The organism is Kitasatospora acidiphila (assembly GCF_006636205.1).
In the GTDB taxonomy this organism is placed as follows: domain Bacteria; phylum Actinomycetota; class Actinomycetes; order Streptomycetales; family Streptomycetaceae; genus Kitasatospora; species Kitasatospora acidiphila.
Genome location: NZ_VIGB01000003.1, coordinates 5665051 through 5682897, shown reverse-complemented (window position 1 = coordinate 5682897; position 17847 = coordinate 5665051). Strand labels below are relative to the sequence as shown.

Here is a 17847-nt window from a genome sequence, read left to right as displayed (position 1 = left end):
GGCTGGACCGGCCTACTTGCCCTTGTTGTCGCCGCCCTTGTCGCCGCCGGCGCCGATGCCGTCGTAGATCTCCTTGCACATCGGGCAGACCGGGTACTTCTTCGGGTCGCGCCCGGGCACCCAGACCTTGCCGCAGAGCGCGACCACCGGGGAACCGGAGAGCGCGCTCTCCATGATCTTGTCCTTCTGGACGTAGTGCGCGAAGCGCTCGTGGTCACCGTCGCCGTGGGACACCTGCGGGACGGGCTCGACCAGGGTGCCGGTACCGAGGCCGCGCTCGGGCTCAAGAGTGCTCATGGGGGCCAAGTCTATGGGGGTCGCCCCGCAAACGGACCCCCGACTTCACCAAGCCCCGGGTCCGTCGGCGTGATCCTTGTCGCCGCCGCGCGGATTGGACACCATCGGCACAGCCCGTCACTCAGCGCTGCCACGACGGCCCAATGTTCCGGGAGGGACGGCAGATGCCGACACGCAACGTACTCATCACCGGGGGTTCGGCAGGGATCGGCCGGGCCTGCGTCGAGCGGTTCGCACAGGCCGGCGACAACGTCTGGTTCACCTACCGGCTGGGGGCCGACCGCGCCACCGTCCTGGCCGAGAAGCTCAACGCGGAGGGGCCCGGCACCGTCCGGGCCTTCGCCTTCGACCAGGGCGACTGGGCCGACCACCAGCGGCTGCTCGACGAGCTGCCCGGCCCGGTCTGCGTGCTGGTCAACAACGCCGCGGTCGGCTCGGCCACGGTCGCCCGGTACGCCGGCCCGAGCCAGCACGAACGGGACGAGGCGATGCTGCGGATCAACGCGCTCGGCCCGCTCTGGCTGACCCGCAAACTGCTGCCGCAGCTGATCGAGCAGGGCTGCGGCAAGATCGTCAACGTCTCCAGCGTCGGCGGCGGGGTGTCCCAGTTCCCCGGCTTCCGACTGGCCGACGGCATGAGCAAGGCCGCCCTCGGCCACTTCACCCGGCAGCTCGCGGCCGAGCTCGCCCATGAGCCGGTGGAGGTCTTCGCGATCTGCCCGGGCGCCGTGGAGACCGGCATGTTCGAGGCCAGCACGCTCAACGCACTGGACCCGGTCGAGCAGGCCGAGCTGGTGCACCGGCTGCCCCGCGGGCGGCTGATCGACCCGGCCGAGGTGGCCGAGCTGATCTTCTGGCTGGCCGGCCCGGACTCCACCCTGCTGCACGGCGCCGTGATCGACGCCTCGATGGGCCTGGGCGTGCACCCCGGCCTGCTCACCGGCCAGGCGCACTGACCCCGTCAGAGAGGCATCCATGGTCTCCCGCACCGCGGCCGCACTGGCCGCCGCGACCCCCGCCATCGCCGAGGCCCACTTCCGGGCCGAGGCCTACCCCTACCACCCGAGCGGCGCCCCGACGGCTACCTCAACCTGGGCACCGCCGAGAACCGGCTGCTCGGCGACCTGCTCACCCGGTTGGCCGGCGAGCTGCCCCCGTTCACCGAGCCGGACACCCGCTACGCCCCGCTGCACGGCACCCCGGTGCTGCGCGAGCGGATCGCCGAGCTGCTCACCGGCAGCTACCGGGCTCCGGTCGACCCCGACCACCTGGTGCTGGTCAGCGGGGCCAGCGCCGCCCTGGACGTGATCGCCAGCACGCTGTGCGATCCGGGTGACGCGCTGGTGCTGCCGGCCCCCTACTACGGCGCCTTCGACACCGACCTCGGCGGCCGCTCCGGCGCCCGGCTGATCCCGGCCCCGCTGGATCCGGCCGACGGCTTCGCGCTCGACCCGGCCCCCATCGACCGGGCGCTGCGGCTGGCCCGCCGCACCGGCACCGCGGTCCGGGCGATCGCGCTGGCCTCGCCGCACAACCCGCTCGGCCAGGTGTACTCCGCCGAGCAGCTGACCGGGCTGGCCGAACTGGCCGAGGAACACCGGGTGGCGCTGATCGGGGACCAGATCTACGCCCACTCGGTCTTCGGACCGCGCCCGTTCACCGCGCTGGAGGCGCTGCCCACCACCGCCGCCCGCCACACCGTGTGGGGCTTCGCCAAGGACTTCGGCCTGCCCGGCTTCAAGGTCGGGGTGCTGCACACCCGCGACCCCGAGGTGCTCGCCGCCGCCCGGGCGCTGGCCTACTTCGCGCCGGTCTCCACCGGCACCCAGGCGATGCTGGCCGCCCTGCTCGCCGACCCGGCCAGGACCGCCGCCTTCCTGACCGAGAACCGCCGCCGGCTGGGCGCCTCCGCCACGGCCGCCGCCGACCAGCTGACCAGGCACGGCATCGCCCACCGGACGGCCGAGGCCGGCTGCTCGCTCTGGATCGACCTGCGCGACCGGCTGCCGGAGCCCGGCTTCGCCGGCGAGCGCCGGCTGTGGCGCGACGTGCTGGAGCGGCTGCGGGTCAACATCCTGCCCGGCGAGGCCTTCCACTCCCCGAGCCCGGCTGGTTCCGGCTCTGCCACCCGCTGGACCAGGCGGTGGTGGCCGAGGCGATCTGCCGGCTCGGCTCCCTGCCGGTGCTCGCGGGGGCCGCCCCGGCCGCCGCCGCAGTGGGCGGTGCCCGATGACCAGTGGCCCGCTGGACCGCTGGTACGAGACCGCCGGGGTGCGCACCGGGGTCCGCCGGATGTTCCACGAGGGCGCCGAGCAGGGGCTGGTCTTCTTCCCCGAGGCGCTGGTCCCGCACCTGGACCACCCGGCGGTGCTGGCCCTGGAGCCGGCCCGGCGCCGCGAGCTCACCGTCCGCCACCTGTACGGGTTCCTGCTGGCCACCACCCATCTGGAGACCCGGGTGGTGAACCGGGCCGCCGAGCGGATCGCCAACGGGCGGACCGGCCTGCCGCTGACCGCCGGGCTGCGCGAGGACGCCTTCAAGGTCTACTGCGACGAGGGCTACCACGCGCTCTACAGCCTGGACCTGGCCGACCAGATCGCCGCCGTCAGCAGGGTGCCGATCCCGGAGCGCGACTACGGCGGCTTCGTCGACCGGATGGCCGACTCGGCCCGCCGGCTGCTGCCCGACCGGCCCGAGCTGGCCGCCCTGCTGCAGGCCGTGGTGTTCGAGACCCTGATCACCGCGGTGCTGGGCGAGGTGCCGAACGACGAGAGCGTGGTGCGCCCGGTCCGCGACCTGATGCGCGATCACGCCCGCGACGAGGGCCGCCACCACCGGTTCTTCTCGGCCTTCTTCACCGAGCTGTGGGCCGGTCTCGACCCGGCGGACCGCCGCGCCGCCGCCCTCGCCCTGCCCGACCTGATCCAGATCGCCCTCGGCGCCGACCTCGGCCCGGTGGTGGACTCGCTGCGGCTGGCCGGCCTGGACCGGCAGGCCGTCGGGGCGGTGCTGGCCCAGTGCTACGCGCCGGGCTTCGACACCCGGCGGATCCAGGAGATCGCCCGGTCGACGCTGCGCCTGTGCGCCTCGGTCGGGGCATTCGACCTGCCCGGCGTCCGGGAGGCCTTCGCCGCCCGCGGGCTCTACGAAGTGGACCTCGCGCCATGACGACCAGCACCCCGACCCTCACCTACGGCTCCTACCTGCGCCTGGACCGGCTGCTGACCCTGCAGCACCCCCTCGCCGACCGGCCGGGCACCGAGGAGGAGCTGTTCATCGCGGTGCACCAGGTGCACGAGCTCTGGTTCCGGCAGCTGCTGACCGAGCTGGCCGCGGCCCGCGACCGGATGCTCGCCGGGCAGCCGCGCGAGGCCCGGCTGCTGCTGCACCGCTGCAGTGAGATCGACCGGGCGCTGCTCGCCACCATCGAGCTGCTGGACACCATGGCCCCGGCGGCCTTCCTGGACTTCCGCGGCGCCCTGGGCAGCGCCAGTGGCGCGCAGTCCGCGCAGTTCCTGGAGGTGGAGCTGCTCTCCGGCCCGGCCGCACCGGAGCGGCTGGCCGGCCTGGACTGGCCGACCCGCGCCGAGCGGAGCAGGCTGCAACGCCGACTGCGCGAGCCGAACCTGTGGGACGCCTTCCTCACCGTGCTGGCGACGGCCGGGCACCAGGTGCTGACGGCCGATCAGCGGCGGGCCGCGCTGGTCGCCACGGTCCGGGACCCGGCCGGCGCGGAGCTGGTCGATCTGGCCGAGGCGCTGCTCGACCACGACCAGGGCTGGGCGCTCTGGCGGGCCCGGCACGTGCTGGTGGTGGAGCGTCAGATCGGCCGGCGCTCCGGCACCGGCGGCAGCTCCGGCGCCACTCACCTCGCCGACCTTGCCCGCGGCCGGTTCTACCCGGAACTGTGGGAGTTCCGCAGTCGGCTCTGAGTCACCGTCAGCGCGTCAGGAGGCGCCCATGAACAGTCGAGAGATCCTCACCCGCCCAGCACCGCCGGTCGACCACACCCTGCGCTACGGCCCGCTCCCCGAGCAGGTGGTCGACCTGCGGCTGCCGCCCGGCCCGGGCCCGGCTCCGCTGCTGGTGCTGCTGCACGGCGGCTTCTGGCGGCCGGAGATCGACCGGGCCCACACCGGGCCGCTGGCCGACGCGCTGGCGGCGAGCGGGCTGCTGGTCGCCGTACCGGAGTACCGGCGCTCCGGCTGGCCGGACACCCTGGACGACGTCGCGGCCGCGCTGGACCTGCTCGCCGGGCCGCTGCCGCACCCGGTCACCGGCCGCACGGTGCTGGCCGGCCACTCGGCCGGCGGGCAGCTGGCGCTCTGGGCGGCCGCCCGGCGCCGGCTGCCGGCCGACTCGCCCTGGCACGGCGAGGCGCTGCCGGACGCGGTGGTGGTGCTGGCCGGCTGCAGTTCGCTGGAGCGGTGCGCCGACTGGCACCTGGGTGACGACGCGGTGCTGGGGCTGATGGGCGGCGCCCCGGCCCGCTACCCGGAGCGGTACGCGGTGGCCGACCCGGCGGCGCTGCTGCCGCTCGGGGTGCCGGCGACCCTGCTGCACGGCGTCGAGGACGACCGGGTGCCGGTGGCGATGAGCCGCGACTACGCCGAGCTCGCCACGGCCGCCGGCGACCTGGTGGAGCTGCGCGAGCTGCCCGGCATCGACCACTTCCAGCTGATCGACCCGCTCACGGCGGCCTGGCCCGCCGTCCGGGACACCGTGCTGGCCGCCGCACACCCGGTGCCGCGGTAGCGGCCGGTCAGTTGAGGGTCGGATCCTCGGGGTAGGTGGCGAGCATCGCCAGCGCCCCGGTCTGCCGGCGCAGCACCGCGCGCCACAGCTGCTCCGGGTCGGGGCAGGAGATGTCGCCGGGCTCGGCGTCCACCAGGTACCAGGCGCCCTCGGCGATCTCCTGCTCCAGCTGGCCCGGCGTCCACCCGGCGTACCCGGCGAAGACCCGCAGCGCGCCCAGCTCGCCGGCCAGCACCTGGGGCGGCGCCTCCAGGTCGACCAGCCCGATCGCCCCGTGCACCCGGCGCCAGCCCAGCGGGTCCTGCGGCCCGGGCTCGCCGGGCACCACGGCGACGGCGAGCGCCGAGTCCAGCCCGACCGGGCCGCCCTGGAAAACCACCCGGGGCGCGCCGGTCAGCTCCGCCCAGCCGTCCAGCACATCGGAGACCTCCACCGGGGTGGGCCGGTTCAGCACCACGCCCAGGGCGCCCTGCTCGTCGTGGTCGAGCAGCAGCACCACCGCCCGGGCGAAGTTCGGGTCGGTGAGGACGGGCGTCGCCACGAGCAGCCGGCCGGTGTGCGTGTGGGCCGCGGTCATGCCCACATGATCCCGCAGTGTGCGCCCGTACGGGTACTGGAACACGGGTTCGGTAGCGAAAGCCCGCGCTCCGGTTCGACCACCCGTTCGGCATATGAGATTTTTGTGATTCCACCCGGAAAGAGCATGATCACACTGCGTGGGCGCGGGAACCAGGATTCCTCCTACTACCATCTACCGAAGGTGGCGCCCCGAGCCATGGTTGCAAACCCCGGATTGCGAGAACGATGACCGACGACGTCCTGCTGGTCCACGGCGGAAACCCGCTGGAAGGCGAGATCCGAGTCCGCGGTGCCAAGAACCTGGTGCCCAAGGCGATGGTGGCCGCCCTGCTCGGGCAGGGCCCCAGCAGACTGCGCAACGTCCCTGACATCCGTGACGTCAAGGTGGTCCGCGGCCTGCTGCAGCTTCACGGTGTGACGGTGCGCAGCGGCGACGAGGAGGGGGAGCTGATCCTCGACCCGTCGCACGTGGAGAGTGCCAACGTCGCCGACATCGACGCGCACGCCGGGTCCTCCCGGATCCCGATCCTGTTCTGCGGCCCGCTGCTGCACCGCCTCGGCCACGCCTTCATCCCGGGCCTCGGCGGCTGCGACATCGGCGGCCGGCCGGTGGACTTCCACTTCGACGTGCTGCGCCAGTTCGGCGCGGCCATCGAGAAGCACCCGCAGGGCACCTACCTGACCGCCCCGCAGCGGCTGCGCGGCACCAAGATCGAGCTGCCCTACCCGTCGGTCGGCGCGACCGAGCAGGTGCTGCTCACCGCCGTGCTCGCCGAGGGCGACACCGAGCTGCGCAACGCGGCCATCGAGCCGGAGATCGTCGACCTGATCTGCGTGCTGCAGAAGATGGGCGCGATCATCTCGATGGGCACCGACCGGACCATCCTGATCACCGGGGTGGACGAGCTGGGCGGCTACGAGCACCGGGCCCTGCCGGACCGCCTGGAGGCGGCCTCCTGGGCCTGCGCGGCGCTCGCCACCAAGGGCGACATCTACGTCCGCGGCGCCCGCCAGCTGGAGATGATGACCTTCCTCAACACCTTCCGGAAGGTCGGCGGCGCCTTCGCCGTGGACGACGAGGGCATCCGCTTCTGGCACCCGGGCGGCGAGCTGAACGCCATCGCGCTGGAGACCGACGTGCACCCCGGTTTCCAGACCGACTGGCAGCAGCCGCTGGTGGTGGCGCTGACCCAGGCGGCCGGGCTGTCCATCGTGCACGAGACGGTGTACGAGTCGCGCCTCGGCTTCACCTCGGCGCTCAACCAGATGGGCGCACACATCCAGCTCTACCGGGAGTGCCTGGGCGGCACCCCCTGCCGGTTCGGCCAGCGCAACTTCCTGCACTCGGCGGTCGTCTCCGGCCCGTCCAAGCTGCTCGGCGGCGAGCTGGTCATCCCGGACCTGCGCGGCGGCTTCTCCTACCTGATCGCGGCGCTGGCCGCCGACGGCACCTCCACGGTGCACGGCATCTCGCTGATCAACCGCGGCTACGAGAACTTCCTGGAGAAGCTGCGGGCGCTGGGCGCGCACGTCCAGCTGCCCAGCGAGCAGGAGCTGCTGGCGGTCTGAGCCGCCACCGCGCACGCACTGCGGGGCCGTCCCGATCGGGGCGGCCCTTCGGCGTTCTCCCGTGCCGCACGACCACGTGCGGCCCCGGGCGACCACCCGTCCGGCCCCGGACATGACGAAAGCAGGGCGGTTCCGAACGGAACCACCCTGCCTCAGGTGACGGCGAAGCCTCAGGCGCCCTTGGCGGCTTCCTTGAGCTTGGAGCCGGCGCTCACCTTGGCGCTGTAGCCGGCCGCGATCTGGATCGGCTCGCCGGTCTGCGGGTTGCGGGCGGTGCGAGCGGCGCGGTGGGTGCGCTCGAAGGTCAGGAAGCCGGGGATGGTGACCTTCTCGTCACCCTTGGCCACGACCTCGCCCACGACCTCGGCGAAGGCCGCCAGAACGGCGTCGGCGTCCTTGCGGGTCACCTCGGCGCGGTCGGCCAGAGCGGCCACCAGCTCACTGCGGTTCATGTGTACTCCTGTGGTCTGTTCGTTGCGGTGCGTGGGGGCCCCATCGGTCGTCCCTCCGGGGGGCACCCGGCCGGGCCGCTGGTCCGCGCACCGTGCTCGTTCAGGCGGCTGGTGGTAGGGGCCCGGCTCGCCCCGGGCCGCGCAGCGTGTCTGTCCTGCCACGTGCCTGCCTGGAGACGAATCCTGCCCTTACCGGCCCTGAGAAAGCCAATCGGGCCTCGGCCGTCCACCCCGAACGGCGCCCTCCCCACGCAGCGATGACGCTCCGTCGGCGTCGGCGGACCGACGTGGGCGGCGGCCGGGAACGACTCGCCGAGCGACCGGGGGACGTTCCGTACTTGTCGGACACGCCTCTCCCGCGCAGGGCTACGGTACGCCCTGACACGGACAAGCCCAAACACGCCCTTCCCCTTGTGTCGCAAGGGATCGGACCCGGTGGGCGCCGAAGGGGGCGGTATTCGGCCAGGTGATCGACCGGATACCACCCCGAGGGCTGGTTGTCCTAGAGCTTGACGACCGGGAAAGCCGCGGTGTCCAGCGTGCCGACGATGCCCGGCGTGGGCCGGGACGGCGCGCCCGCGGTGCTGCCGCCGGCGGCCAGCGCGGCCTCCCGCACGGCCGCGGCGACCGTCTTGGCCACCTCCGGATGGAAGACGCTGGGGATGATGTAGTTCGCGTTCAGCTGGTCGTCGCCGACCACGGTGGCCAGCGCCCGGGCGGCGGCGATCATCATCTCGGTGTTCACCGTGCGGCTCTGCGCGTCCAGCAGGCCGCGGAAGACGCCCGGGAAGACCAGCACGTTGTTGATCTGGTTGGGGAAGTCGCTGCGGCCGGTGGCGACCACCGCGGCGGTCTGCCGGGCCACCGCCGGGTCGACCTCCGGGTCCGGGTTGGCCAGTGCGAAGACGATCGCGTTGTCGGCCATCGAGGCGATGTCGTCGCCGTCCAGCACGTTCGGGGCCGAGACGCCGATGAAGACGTCGGCGTCGGCCACCGCCTCCTTGAGGCTGCCGGTGCGGCCGGAGCGGTTGGTGTGCTCGGCGATCCAGCGCAGCGAGTCGTTGAGGTCCTCGCGGCCCTGGTGGACCACGCCGTGCACGTCGGCCACGGTGGCGTGCTCGACGCCGGCCGCCAGCAGCAGCTTGAGGATCGCGGTGCCGGCCGCGCCGGCACCCGACATCACCACCCGGATGTCGCTGATCTCCTTGCCGACCACCCGCAGCGCGTTGGTCAGCGCGGCCAGCACCACGATCGCGGTGCCGTGCTGGTCGTCGTGGAAGACCGGGATGTCCAGCGCCTCGCGCAGCCGGGCCTCGATCTCGAAGCAGCGCGGCGCGGAGATGTCCTCCAGGTTGATCCCGGCGAAGCCCGGGGCGATCGCCTTGACGATGGCCACGATCTCGTCGGCGTCCTGGGTGTCCAGGCAGATCGGCCAGGCGTCGATCCCGGCGAACCGCTTGAACAGGGCCGCCTTGCCCTCCATCACCGGCAGCGCGGCCTGCGGGCCGATGTTGCCCAGGCCCAGCACCGCCGAGCCGTCGGTGACCACGGCGACGCTGTTGCGCTTGATGGTGAGCCGGCGGGCGTCCTCCGGGTTCTCGGCGATCGCCATGCAGACCCGGGCGACGCCCGGGGTGTAGATCATGCTGAGGTCGTCACGGTTGCGGATCGGCAGCTTCGAGGACATCTCGATCTTGCCGCCCAGGTGCATCAGGAAGGTGCGGTCCGAGACCTTGCCGATGGTGACGCCGTCGATGGCGCGCAGCTTCTCGACGATCTCCTCGCCGTGCGCCACCGAGGCGGCGGCCACCGTCACGTCGATCCGCAGCGACTCGAGGCCGGAGGCAGTGACGTCGAGACCCGTCACCGAGCCGCCGGAGGACTCCACGGCGGTGGTGATGTTGCTGACCGCGCTGCCGCTGGCCGGGACCTCCAGACGCACCGTGATCGAGTTGGAGACACTGGGCACCGTCGCCATCGACGTCCTTCTTCCTGGTTTCAACACCGTGCCGGGCTCAACAGCGCAGGATTCAACAAACTGTTGACGCTGAGCCTCGCGCATCCTAGGCCTCGATCGTCGCACCTACCAGGGCGTAGCCAGAAATAACGTTCATTGATTGCACGGTGTCGACAACCGGGGCCGCCGCGAAGCTGACACAGCAGCGGAAATCCTCCGGAGGGGATTGCCCTGCGGGGCCGATGGGTTACATTGGACGAGACACCGGCTCGATCCAAGCCCCCGGGCCCAACCTTCGTCCCTTCGAGGGACCACTTGCCGCGAGGCGAGCATGGCGGGTCGGTGTCACCAACGTACGACTGTGGCCCCCACCCGAGGTGGGGGCCACAGTCGTTGACGGGCTGTCAGCCCCGGCGGGCCGCCCTACCGCAGCAGCGCCGGCACGCCCGCGCTGTCGGCCAGGTCGTCCGGCCCGGAGAGCACCGTGAGCCGCTGGGTGGCCCGGGTCAGCGCCACGTAGAGCACCCGCAGCCCGGCCTCCGACTCGCCGGCGATCCCGGTCGGGTCGGCCACCACGGTGGCGTCGTACTCCAGGCCCTTGGCCTCCAGGCTGCCCAGCGCCACCGCCCGGTCGCCCAGGCCCTCGATCCACCCGGCCGCCTCGGCCCGGCGGTCCATCGGCACCACCACGGCCACCGTGCCGTCCACCTCGCCGAGCAGCCGGACCAGCTCGGCCCGGGCCGCCGCGCCGAACGCGGCCGGGGCCGGGTCGGCGACCGCGGCGAACCGCGGCACGATGCCGGTCGAGCGCACCGCGCTCGGCGACGGCGTGCCGGGCGCGGCGAGCGCCAGCACCTTGGCCGCCACCTCGGCGATCTCGGCCGGGTTGCGGTAGTTGACGGTCAGGGTGTGGCGGCGGCGCGGCTTGGAGCCCAGCACCTCGTCCAGCGCCGCCTGGGCCTCCTGCGGGAACGGCCAGGAGCTCTGGGCGGGGTCGCCGACGATGGTCCAGGTGGCCATCCGGGCCCGGCGGCCGATCATCCGCCACTGCATCGGGGTGAGGTCCTGGGCCTCGTCGACGATCACATGGGCGTACTCGGTGCGCTCGACCGGCACCCTCTCACGCGTCCGCGCGCTGCGGTCGGCGTAGGTGGTCACCTCATCCAGGCCGGTCAGCAGGTCGACCGCGTCCACCTCGCGCACCTTGGGCCGGGCCGGCTCGCCGAGCAGCAGCTGCAGCTCGTCCAGCAGCGCCACGTCGTGGGCGGTCAGCCCGCCCGCGCCGCGGTCGTCCAGGTGGCGCCAGGAGGCGGCGAGCCGCCTGGCCTCCTCGGGGGTGACGGTGCGTCGGGCGATCCGGTTGGTGTGCTTGGCGTTCCTGAGGCTGGCCAGCACCTGGCGCGGCGTCAGCGCCGGCCACCAGGCGTCCAGGAAGTCCAGGAACGGCGCCTCGTCCGACACGTACTCGTCGAACGCCTCCTTCTCCTCCTGGCGCTGCTCTCGGCCGTAGTGGTCGGTGGGCTTGGGCAGGTCGCGGATCGCCTCCGCCCACAGCGCGTCGAGCAGCAGCCGGCGGGCGCGCGGGCGCAGCAGGTTGAGCGGGGTGCCGCCGCTGCCGACCACATGGCCGCGCACCGCCCGCAGCCTGCCCGCGTCCAGCCGCAGCACCTCGCCGCGGGCCACCACCTTCAGCTCGGTGGGCGCGCGCAGCTCCAGGGCGGCTCGGGCGGTCCGGCGCAGCAGCTGCACCATCCTGGCCGAGCCCTTGATCCTGGCGGTCTCCGGGGTGTCGTAGCGCTCCGCCTCGATGCCGTCGACCAGGCTGCCGACCGCCCGGATCGCCACCTGCCCCTCCTCGCCCAGCGCGGGCAGCACACCCTCGGTGTAGGAGACCAGCAGCGGCGTCGGGCTGACCACCAGGATGCCGCCGGCGTAGCGCCGCCGGTCCTGGTAGAGCAGGAAGGCGGCCCGGTGCAGCGCGACCGCGGTCTTGCCGGTGCCGGGGCCGCCGGTGACCAGGGTGGCGCCGGCGGCGGGCGCCCGGATCACCTCGTCCTGCTCCTTCTGGATCGAGGAGACGATGTCGCGCATGGTGTGGCTGCGGGCCCGGCCGAGCGAGGCCATCAGGGCGCCGTCGCCGATCACCGCGAGCTCCTGGCCGTCCAGGGTCGGGGCCAGGTCGGGGCGCAGCAGGTCGTCCTCGACGCCGATCACCTTGCGGCCCTTGGAGCGGATCACCCGGCGGCGCAGCACCCGGCCCGGCTCCAGCGGGGTGGCCCGGTAGAACGGTGCGGCGGCCGGCGCGCGCCAGTCGATCACCAGCGGGCCGAACTCGGCGTCCAGCACGCCGAGCCGGCCGATGTGCAGGGTCTGCGCCACGTTCTGGTCGGTCGGGTCCAGCGGCGTGAAGGACGGGATGCCGTGCTCCTCCGGGGCATCGGCCTGCTGCAGGTCGATCCGGCCGAACAGGAAGTCCTCGAACTCGTTGTTGAGCCGGTTCAGGTGGGCGCCCGCCCGGTAGACCTGGGCGTCGCGCTCGGCGAGCGCGCCAGGGGTGCCGACCTGGACCCGCTTGGCGGCGTCCTCCAGGACGTACTCGGCCTCGGCGAGCTTCTCCTCCAGACGCTGGTAGACGGTGTCGAGGTGCCGCTGCTCCCCGGCGATCTCCCGTTGCCGCAGGCCCTCGGTCGCGGCCGCGGAGTCGGCGGTGCTGGTGTCGGCTGCGTGCGGTCTGCCGTGCGCTCCCAAGGGTGCCCCTGTCGTACGTCTTGCGATAGGTCAACCGCCATTCGAAGTCGGCGGACAGAAGATCCTACGGCACGGTCGCGGAAACACGAAGGCCGCCCTCCGGATGGAAGGCGGCCCGCATGCACATGGGATGGTGGAGATGCCGGGAATCGAACCCGGGTCCAGTGGAGTGGATTCAGGACTTCTCCGAGCGCAGTCCGCTGTGCTTTTCTCGGCCCTGGCAGTCACGCGGACAAGCCGCCAACAGGCCCAGTTACTGTTTGGTTTCCCAGCCGCCCCCGTAACCGGGGCGGACGGTTCAGTTCCCTAGATTAAGCCAGGATCCGGGTCGGGAACTCCCCGGTCTGACTCCTTGGCTACTCGCTGCTCAGGCAGCGAGCGCGAAGGTCTCGCGCTTAGAATTGGCGATTATTTTTTTGCGACAGATGGTTAACGAGATCATTGCCGCGTTCCTCGGCTCGCTTCTCCTGTTTCGACGTCCCCTGTCGAAACCGATCATCCCCATGTTCTTTTGAAAAGGTACAGCTTTTCGAGAAACAACTCCGGTCGGTGACCGGTGGTGCTCGCCCCATGGTACGCGCCGGGTGCGGGGCGGTCCAGCCGATTACTGCCTGGGGGTGACCGGGAGCCCGGTGGCCTGGGCCGGCTTCGGTGACGGCCCGCCGGTCGGCTGGCCCTGGTGCGGCCCCGGGGTGCCCAGCTGCTGGGCCAGCCAGGGCAGCGCCTCGGCGAACGCGCCGGCCGCGAACTGCCAGACGTGGCGCCCGGGCTGGACGCTCAGCTGGGTCCGGATGCCGTCCTTGCGGGCCGCCGCGCTCAGCTGCTTGCCCTGCTCGATGTGGTTGCCCTCCTGGTCGCCGCTCTCGAACCAGCCGGAGGTGTTCTTGTACTTCGGGTGGTGGGCCAGCACGGTCAGCGGATCGTGTGCGGCCCAGGCGGCGGCGTTCCCGCCGTACAGCTTGTCGATGGTCTGCTGCTTGTTGCCGGTGTTCGGGCCGAGGTCTCCGGATATGTCCTCGAAATGCGCGAAGACATCGGGGTGCTCGACCGTCAGGTCGATCGCGCAGGTGCCGCCCATCGACCAGCCGACCACGCCCCATTTGTGCGGGTCGGTGGCGGTGCCGAAAGTCTTCTCGACATACGGCGGGATGTCCTTCACCAGATGGTCTTCGGCATTTCCGTTGGGGCCGTCGACGCATTCGGTGTCCACCTTGAAACCACCGGTGGCGTCGGTGAAGACCAGCACCGGGGCGTACCCGCCGTGGGCGGCGGCGTAGGCGTCGGCGGTCTGCACCGCGTTCCCGGCCCGCACCCAGTTGTCGGGGGCCGCGTACTCGCCGCCGATCATCTCCAGCACCGGCAGCTTGGGCCGGGCCTTGCTGCGGAACCAGGCCGGGGGCAGGTAGACCAGCTCCTGGCGGTGGCCGAAGCCGCTCGCGGTATCGGGGATGTCGACCTGCACGATCCGGCCGGTACTGGTCTTCCCGGTGAGCGAGCCGAGCTGGTCGAGCGTCACCTGCTGCGGCAGCGGCGCGCCGCTGAGCTCACCGATCGCGTCGTCCAGGGTCGGGAAGTAGCCGGTGGAGGCGTTCAGCGCGTTGGCGCCGGAGACGATCGCCAGCAGCGCGGCGACCGGCGCCAGGCTCCGGTGCCACCAGCGGGCCCCGCGCCAGCCGAGCACCAGCACCACCAGCGCGGTCACCGCGGCGCCCAGCCAGAGCCAGAACCCGAGCGGCAGCGGGTCGGTGATGCCACCCGCTGTGACGGCGAGCAGCCCGAGCCCGGCGCTGAGCAGCACGCCCGCGCCGATCGCGATCGGCGCCCGGCGCAGCCGCCAGCGGCGGTCCCGCCAGCCGACCGCGACCAGCAGCGCAGCGGCGGCCGCCAGCTGCACGGTCCACGGGAACCAGCCGGCCAACAGGGAGACATTCATGGTTTTGGATCGTACTGATCGTCAACCACCGATTACCGAGTTCACCCGGTCGGCAGACGGGCTTGGGACCATCCTGCTACAGACCGTCCACCGAATCCTCAACCCTGGCGGCGGCGGACCGCGGCCACCGCGCGGGCGGTCTCCCGGGCGTCCTGCTTCTCGCGCAGCGCCTGCCGCTTGTCGTGCAGCTTCTTGCCGACCGCGATGGCCAGCTCCAGCTTGACCCGGCCGTCCTTGAAGTAGAGCGAGAGCGGGACCAGGGTGTGACCGGTCTCCTTGGTCTTCGCCTCCAGCTTGCGGATCTCCATCTTGTGCAGCAGCAGCTTGCGCTTGCGCCGCGCCGAGTGGTTGGTCCACGTCCCCTGGAAGTACTCCGGGATGAAGACGTTGTCGATCCACACCTCGCCGCCCTGGGTGTAGGCGTACCCGTCGACCAGGTTGGCCCGGCCCTCGCGCAGCGACTTCACCTCGGTGCCGGTGAGCACCATGCCGCACTCGTAGGTGTCGAGGATGGTGTACTCGTGTCGCGCCCGCTTGTTCTGCGCGATCAGCTTCTGTCCCTTTTCCTTTGCCATAGCCCGGCCATTCTCGCACCTCGGCGCGGTGAACGGCAGCCGCTTTACCGGGCCGCCCCGAGCCCGCCCAGCACCCGCAGCGCCAGCCGCTCGGCCGCCGCCGGGTCGGGCGCGGTGACGTCGGGGAGCAGGCCGGTGCCGTCCGGGGAGCGGCCGCCCGGGGTGTAGTAGCGGCCCACGGTGCGTTCCAGGACCGAGCCGTCGGCCAGTCGGCTGGGCTGCTGCACGGTGCCCTTGCCGAAGGTCCGGCTGCCGACCAGCACCGCCCGGCAGCGGTCCTGCAGGGCGCCGGCCAGCAGTTCGGCCGCGCTCATGGTGCCGCCGTCCACCAGCACCACCAGCGGGGTGCGGGTGTCGCCGCCCGACGCTGCGGTCAACTGCCGCCGCTCGTCGTCGACTTGGTAGGAGGCGACCGGGCCGCCGTCCAGGAAGACCGAGGCCGTGGCGACCGATTCGGCCAGCAGGCCACCGGAGTTGCCGCGCAGGTCGAGCAGCACCCCGTGGTGCGGAGTGCGGCGCAGCGCGTCCCGCACCTGGTCGGCCACCCCGGCGGTGAAGGCGTGCACGCTGATCCGCAGCACCCCGGGGGCCGGCTGGTCCGCCTCGACGTCCTGGGTGGCCAGCACCGCGCGGCGCAGCGTCAGTTGGCGAGCCGCCGCGCCCGGGCGCCGCACGGTGAGGGTGACCGCCGAGCCGGGGCCGGCGGCCGGGCGGCCGCGCAGCCGGGCCACCACCTCGGTGACCGGCAGCCGGTCCACCGGGGTGCCGTCCACCGCCAGCAGCCGGTCGCCGGCCGCGATTCCGGCCCGGCCGGCGGGTGAGCCGGCCGGCACCGCGGTGATCACCGTGCCGCCGTCCGGGCTCTGGCTCACCACCAGGCCGACACCCAGGTACTCGCCGTCCAGCTCCTGGGCGAACTCGGCGTACTGCTGGGCGGTGTAGTGGGCGGCCCAGCGGTCCGCGCCGCCGGCCGCCAACTGCTCGGCCTGCTGCGGCGAGAGCGGGCTGCCGCCGGGCGCCGCGTCCCACGAGTCGGGGCGGCCCGGCAGCGGAGCGGCCGTGCCGCCCCAGGCACCGGTGGCCGACCCGCCGAACAGCAGCAACCCGAACAGCACGCTGAGCATGGCGCCGTGGCGCACCCGACGCCACGGGGTTGCGGTCATGCCATCGGAGTGTAGGCCCCGATGCACTGCGTGGCCGCGTAACGCTCGAACACCACCGGGGGGGTGACGAACGGCCGTTACACCTTCAGGTACTTGCGCAGGGTCAGGAAGGCCGCGATCGCCGCCATGCCCATACCGGCCACGATCAGCAGCGGGATCACCTGCAGCACCGAGGAGAGCCCGATGAAGTGGATGAACTGCACCCGCGAGGCAAGCCAGTGCTGCACACCGAAGTTCGCCAGCAGCAGCAGTCCGGAGGCCAGGACCGCGCCCAGGAGTGCCGCGAACGCCGCTTCCGCGATGAACGGCATCTGCACGTAGAAGTTGGACGCACCGACCAATCGCATGATGCCGGTCTCACGCCTTCGGCTGAACGCCGACACCCGGACCGTGTTGACGATCAGCAGCAGCGCCACCGAGAGCATCAGCAGCATGATGACGAAGGCCGCCGTCTGCAGGCCGTTGAGCAGTCCGAAGAGGTTCTCCAGGATCTTGCGCTGGTCCTCCACGGAACGCACGCCCGGTTTGCCGGCGAACGCGCTCTGGATGATGTCGTAGCGGGTCGGGTCCTCGAGCTTGACCCGCCAGGACGACGGGATCGCGTCCGCGCCCAGAACCTGGACCAGCGCGCTGTCCGGGTTCATGTCCTTCCAGTGCTTGTAGGCCTCCGCCTGGGTCTCGAAGGTCTTGGTCTTCACCACCGACGGGGTGATCTGGTCCAGGCCGGCGCCGACGGCGTCGATCTGGTCCTGGGTGGCGGCGCCGTTGGCGCACTGCGGGGCGGTCTTCGCGTCCGCCTTGGTGCAGAAGTAGATGCTGACCTCGACCTTGTCGTACCAGTACCCCTTCATGGAGTTGACCTGGTCGCGGACGAGGAGACTGGCACCGGCGAGGGCGAGCGAGAGCGCGACACTGACCACGACCGCGATGGTCATGGTGAGGTTGCGGCGGAGACCGACGCCGATCTCCGACAGGACGAACTGGGCGCGCATGGCTGTTCAATACTCCAAGATCAGGACTGACGGACCGACGGCTGACGCGTCGGGCGTACGGACCGGCGCCAGGCGCTAGTGCTGGTATCCGTAGACGCCGCGGGTCTGGTCGCGGACCAGCAGCCCCTTGTCGAGCTCGATCACGCGCTTGCGCATCTGGTCGACGATGGCCTGGTCGTGGGTGGCCATCAGCACGGTGGTCCCGGTGCGGTTGATCCGGTCGAGCAGCTTCATGATGCCCACCGAGTTCTGCGGGTCCAGGTTTCCGGTCGGCTCGTCCGCGATCAGCAGCATCGGGCGGTTGACGAAGGCCCGCGCGATCGCCACGCGCTGCTGCTCACCACCGGAGAGCTCACCGGGCATCCGGTCCTCCTTGCCGCCGAGGCCGACCAGGTCGAGGACCTCGGGCACCACCTTGTTGATGGCGCTCTTCGGCTTGCCGATGACCTCCAGCGCGAACGCCACGTTCTGTGCCACGGTCTTGTTCGGCAGCAGCCGGAAGTCCTGGAAGACGGTGCCCAGTTGACGCCGCATGTGCGGCACCTTCCAGTTGGACAGCTTGCCGAGGTCCTTGCCCAGCACGTGCACCGACCCCGTGGAAGGGCGCTCCTCACGCAGGCACAGCCGCAGGAAGGTGGACTTGCCGGAGCCGGAGGAGCCGACCAGGAAGACGAACTCGCCCTTCTCGATCTCCAGCGAGACCTCCGACAGGGCGGGGCGGTTCTGCTTGGGATACGTCTTGGAAACGTTGTCGAATCTGATCACGGCTGCATCACGGAGGCCATCCTAGGGGGAGTCCCTCCCCCCGCAATCCGTGCGGGGGCGGG

General features: G+C 72.1%; 15 protein-coding genes, 1 other RNA gene and 1 pseudogene. 6 read left to right on the top strand and 11 right to left on the bottom strand.

Annotated elements, in window-relative coordinates; all coding sequences use genetic code 11:
• Positions 1–12: 12 nt before the first annotated feature.
• Positions 13–297: a DUF3039 domain-containing protein gene (locus tag E6W39_RS26980; protein WP_141635717.1), complete on the bottom strand. Its 285-nt coding sequence runs from the start codon at positions 295–297 to the stop codon at positions 13–15.
• A gap of 164 nt (positions 298–461) precedes the next feature.
• Between E6W39_RS26980 and E6W39_RS26975 the strand changes: the two genes are divergently transcribed.
• From E6W39_RS26975 to E6W39_RS26955, 5 genes and pseudogenes are all read left to right on the top strand, one after another.
• Entirely contained in the window at positions 462–1253 is a 792-nt protein-coding gene (locus tag E6W39_RS26975) for an SDR family NAD(P)-dependent oxidoreductase (RefSeq protein WP_141635716.1), read from the top strand.
• 246 nt (positions 1254–1499) lie between these two features.
• Positions 1500–2339, top strand: a pseudogene (locus E6W39_RS44280) (aminotransferase class I/II-fold pyridoxal phosphate-dependent enzyme); the annotation flags it as partial.
• Between the two features lie 187 nt (positions 2340–2526).
• Positions 2527–3465 (top strand): diiron oxygenase, encoded by a 939-nt coding sequence (locus tag E6W39_RS26965; protein WP_141635715.1) that lies wholly within the window; start codon positions 2527–2529, stop codon positions 3463–3465.
• Positions 3462–4229 (top strand): tryptophan 2,3-dioxygenase family protein, encoded by a 768-nt coding sequence (locus tag E6W39_RS26960; RefSeq protein ID WP_141635714.1) that lies wholly within the window; start codon positions 3462–3464, stop codon positions 4227–4229. The genes E6W39_RS26965 and E6W39_RS26960 overlap by 4 nt, the downstream gene beginning before the upstream one ends.
• 28 nt (positions 4230–4257) lie before the next feature.
• Entirely contained in the window at positions 4258–5052 is a 795-nt protein-coding gene (locus E6W39_RS26955) for an alpha/beta hydrolase family protein (RefSeq protein ID WP_141635713.1), read from the top strand.
• 7 nt (positions 5053–5059) lie between these two features.
• Here E6W39_RS26955 and E6W39_RS26950 read toward each other — a convergent pair whose 3' ends face one another.
• Entirely contained in the window at positions 5060–5629 is a 570-nt protein-coding gene (locus E6W39_RS26950) for a YqgE/AlgH family protein (RefSeq protein ID WP_141635712.1), read from the bottom strand.
• A 227-nt stretch (positions 5630–5856) separates the two neighbouring features.
• Between E6W39_RS26950 and murA the strand changes: the two genes are divergently transcribed.
• A complete protein-coding gene (gene murA / locus E6W39_RS26945) occupies positions 5857–7200 on the top strand; it encodes a UDP-N-acetylglucosamine 1-carboxyvinyltransferase (RefSeq protein ID WP_141635711.1) in 1344 nt (447 codons plus the stop codon).
• 170 nt (positions 7201–7370) lie between these two features.
• Here murA and E6W39_RS26940 read toward each other — a convergent pair whose 3' ends face one another.
• The 9 genes from E6W39_RS26940 to ftsE all read right to left on the bottom strand — a co-directional run bounded on the left by E6W39_RS26940 (position 7371) and on the right by ftsE (position 17785).
• Entirely contained in the window at positions 7371–7652 is a 282-nt protein-coding gene (locus E6W39_RS26940) for an HU family DNA-binding protein (RefSeq protein ID WP_035848732.1), read from the bottom strand.
• A 502-nt stretch (positions 7653–8154) separates the two neighbouring features.
• Positions 8155–9630 carry an NAD-dependent malic enzyme gene (locus tag E6W39_RS26935; protein ID WP_141635710.1) on the bottom strand — a complete coding sequence of 492 codons (1476 nt, stop codon included), beginning with the start codon at positions 9628–9630 and terminating at the stop codon, positions 8155–8157.
• 402 nt (positions 9631–10032) lie between these two features.
• Positions 10033–12357, bottom strand: a complete 2325-nt coding sequence (locus E6W39_RS26930; protein ID WP_141635709.1) for a HelD family protein — start codon at positions 12355–12357, stop codon at positions 10033–10035.
• Between the two features lie 131 nt (positions 12358–12488).
• Positions 12489–12860: a transfer-messenger RNA gene (gene ssrA, locus E6W39_RS26925) on the bottom strand.
• Positions 12861–12961: 101 nt separating this feature from the next.
• The gene (locus E6W39_RS26920) at positions 12962–14290 is read right to left on the bottom strand and encodes an alpha/beta hydrolase (RefSeq protein ID WP_141635708.1); all 1329 of its coding nucleotides are present in this window, start codon (positions 14288–14290) and stop codon (positions 12962–12964) included.
• 98 nt (positions 14291–14388) lie between these two features.
• Positions 14389–14865 (bottom strand): SsrA-binding protein SmpB, encoded by a 477-nt coding sequence (gene smpB, locus E6W39_RS26915; RefSeq protein ID WP_101381589.1) that lies wholly within the window; start codon positions 14863–14865, stop codon positions 14389–14391.
• 44 nt (positions 14866–14909) lie between these two features.
• Entirely contained in the window at positions 14910–16028 is a 1119-nt protein-coding gene (locus E6W39_RS26910) for a S41 family peptidase (protein WP_141635707.1), read from the bottom strand.
• 77 nt (positions 16029–16105) lie between these two features.
• On the bottom strand, positions 16106–17020 hold the full coding sequence (ftsX, locus tag E6W39_RS26905; RefSeq protein ID WP_141635706.1) for a permease-like cell division protein FtsX: 915 nt from the start codon (positions 17018–17020) through the stop codon (positions 16106–16108).
• A 75-nt stretch (positions 17021–17095) separates the two neighbouring features.
• Positions 17096–17785 (bottom strand): cell division ATP-binding protein FtsE, encoded by a 690-nt coding sequence (ftsE, locus tag E6W39_RS26900; protein ID WP_101381587.1) that lies wholly within the window; start codon positions 17783–17785, stop codon positions 17096–17098.
• Positions 17786–17847: the final 62 nt, after the last annotated feature.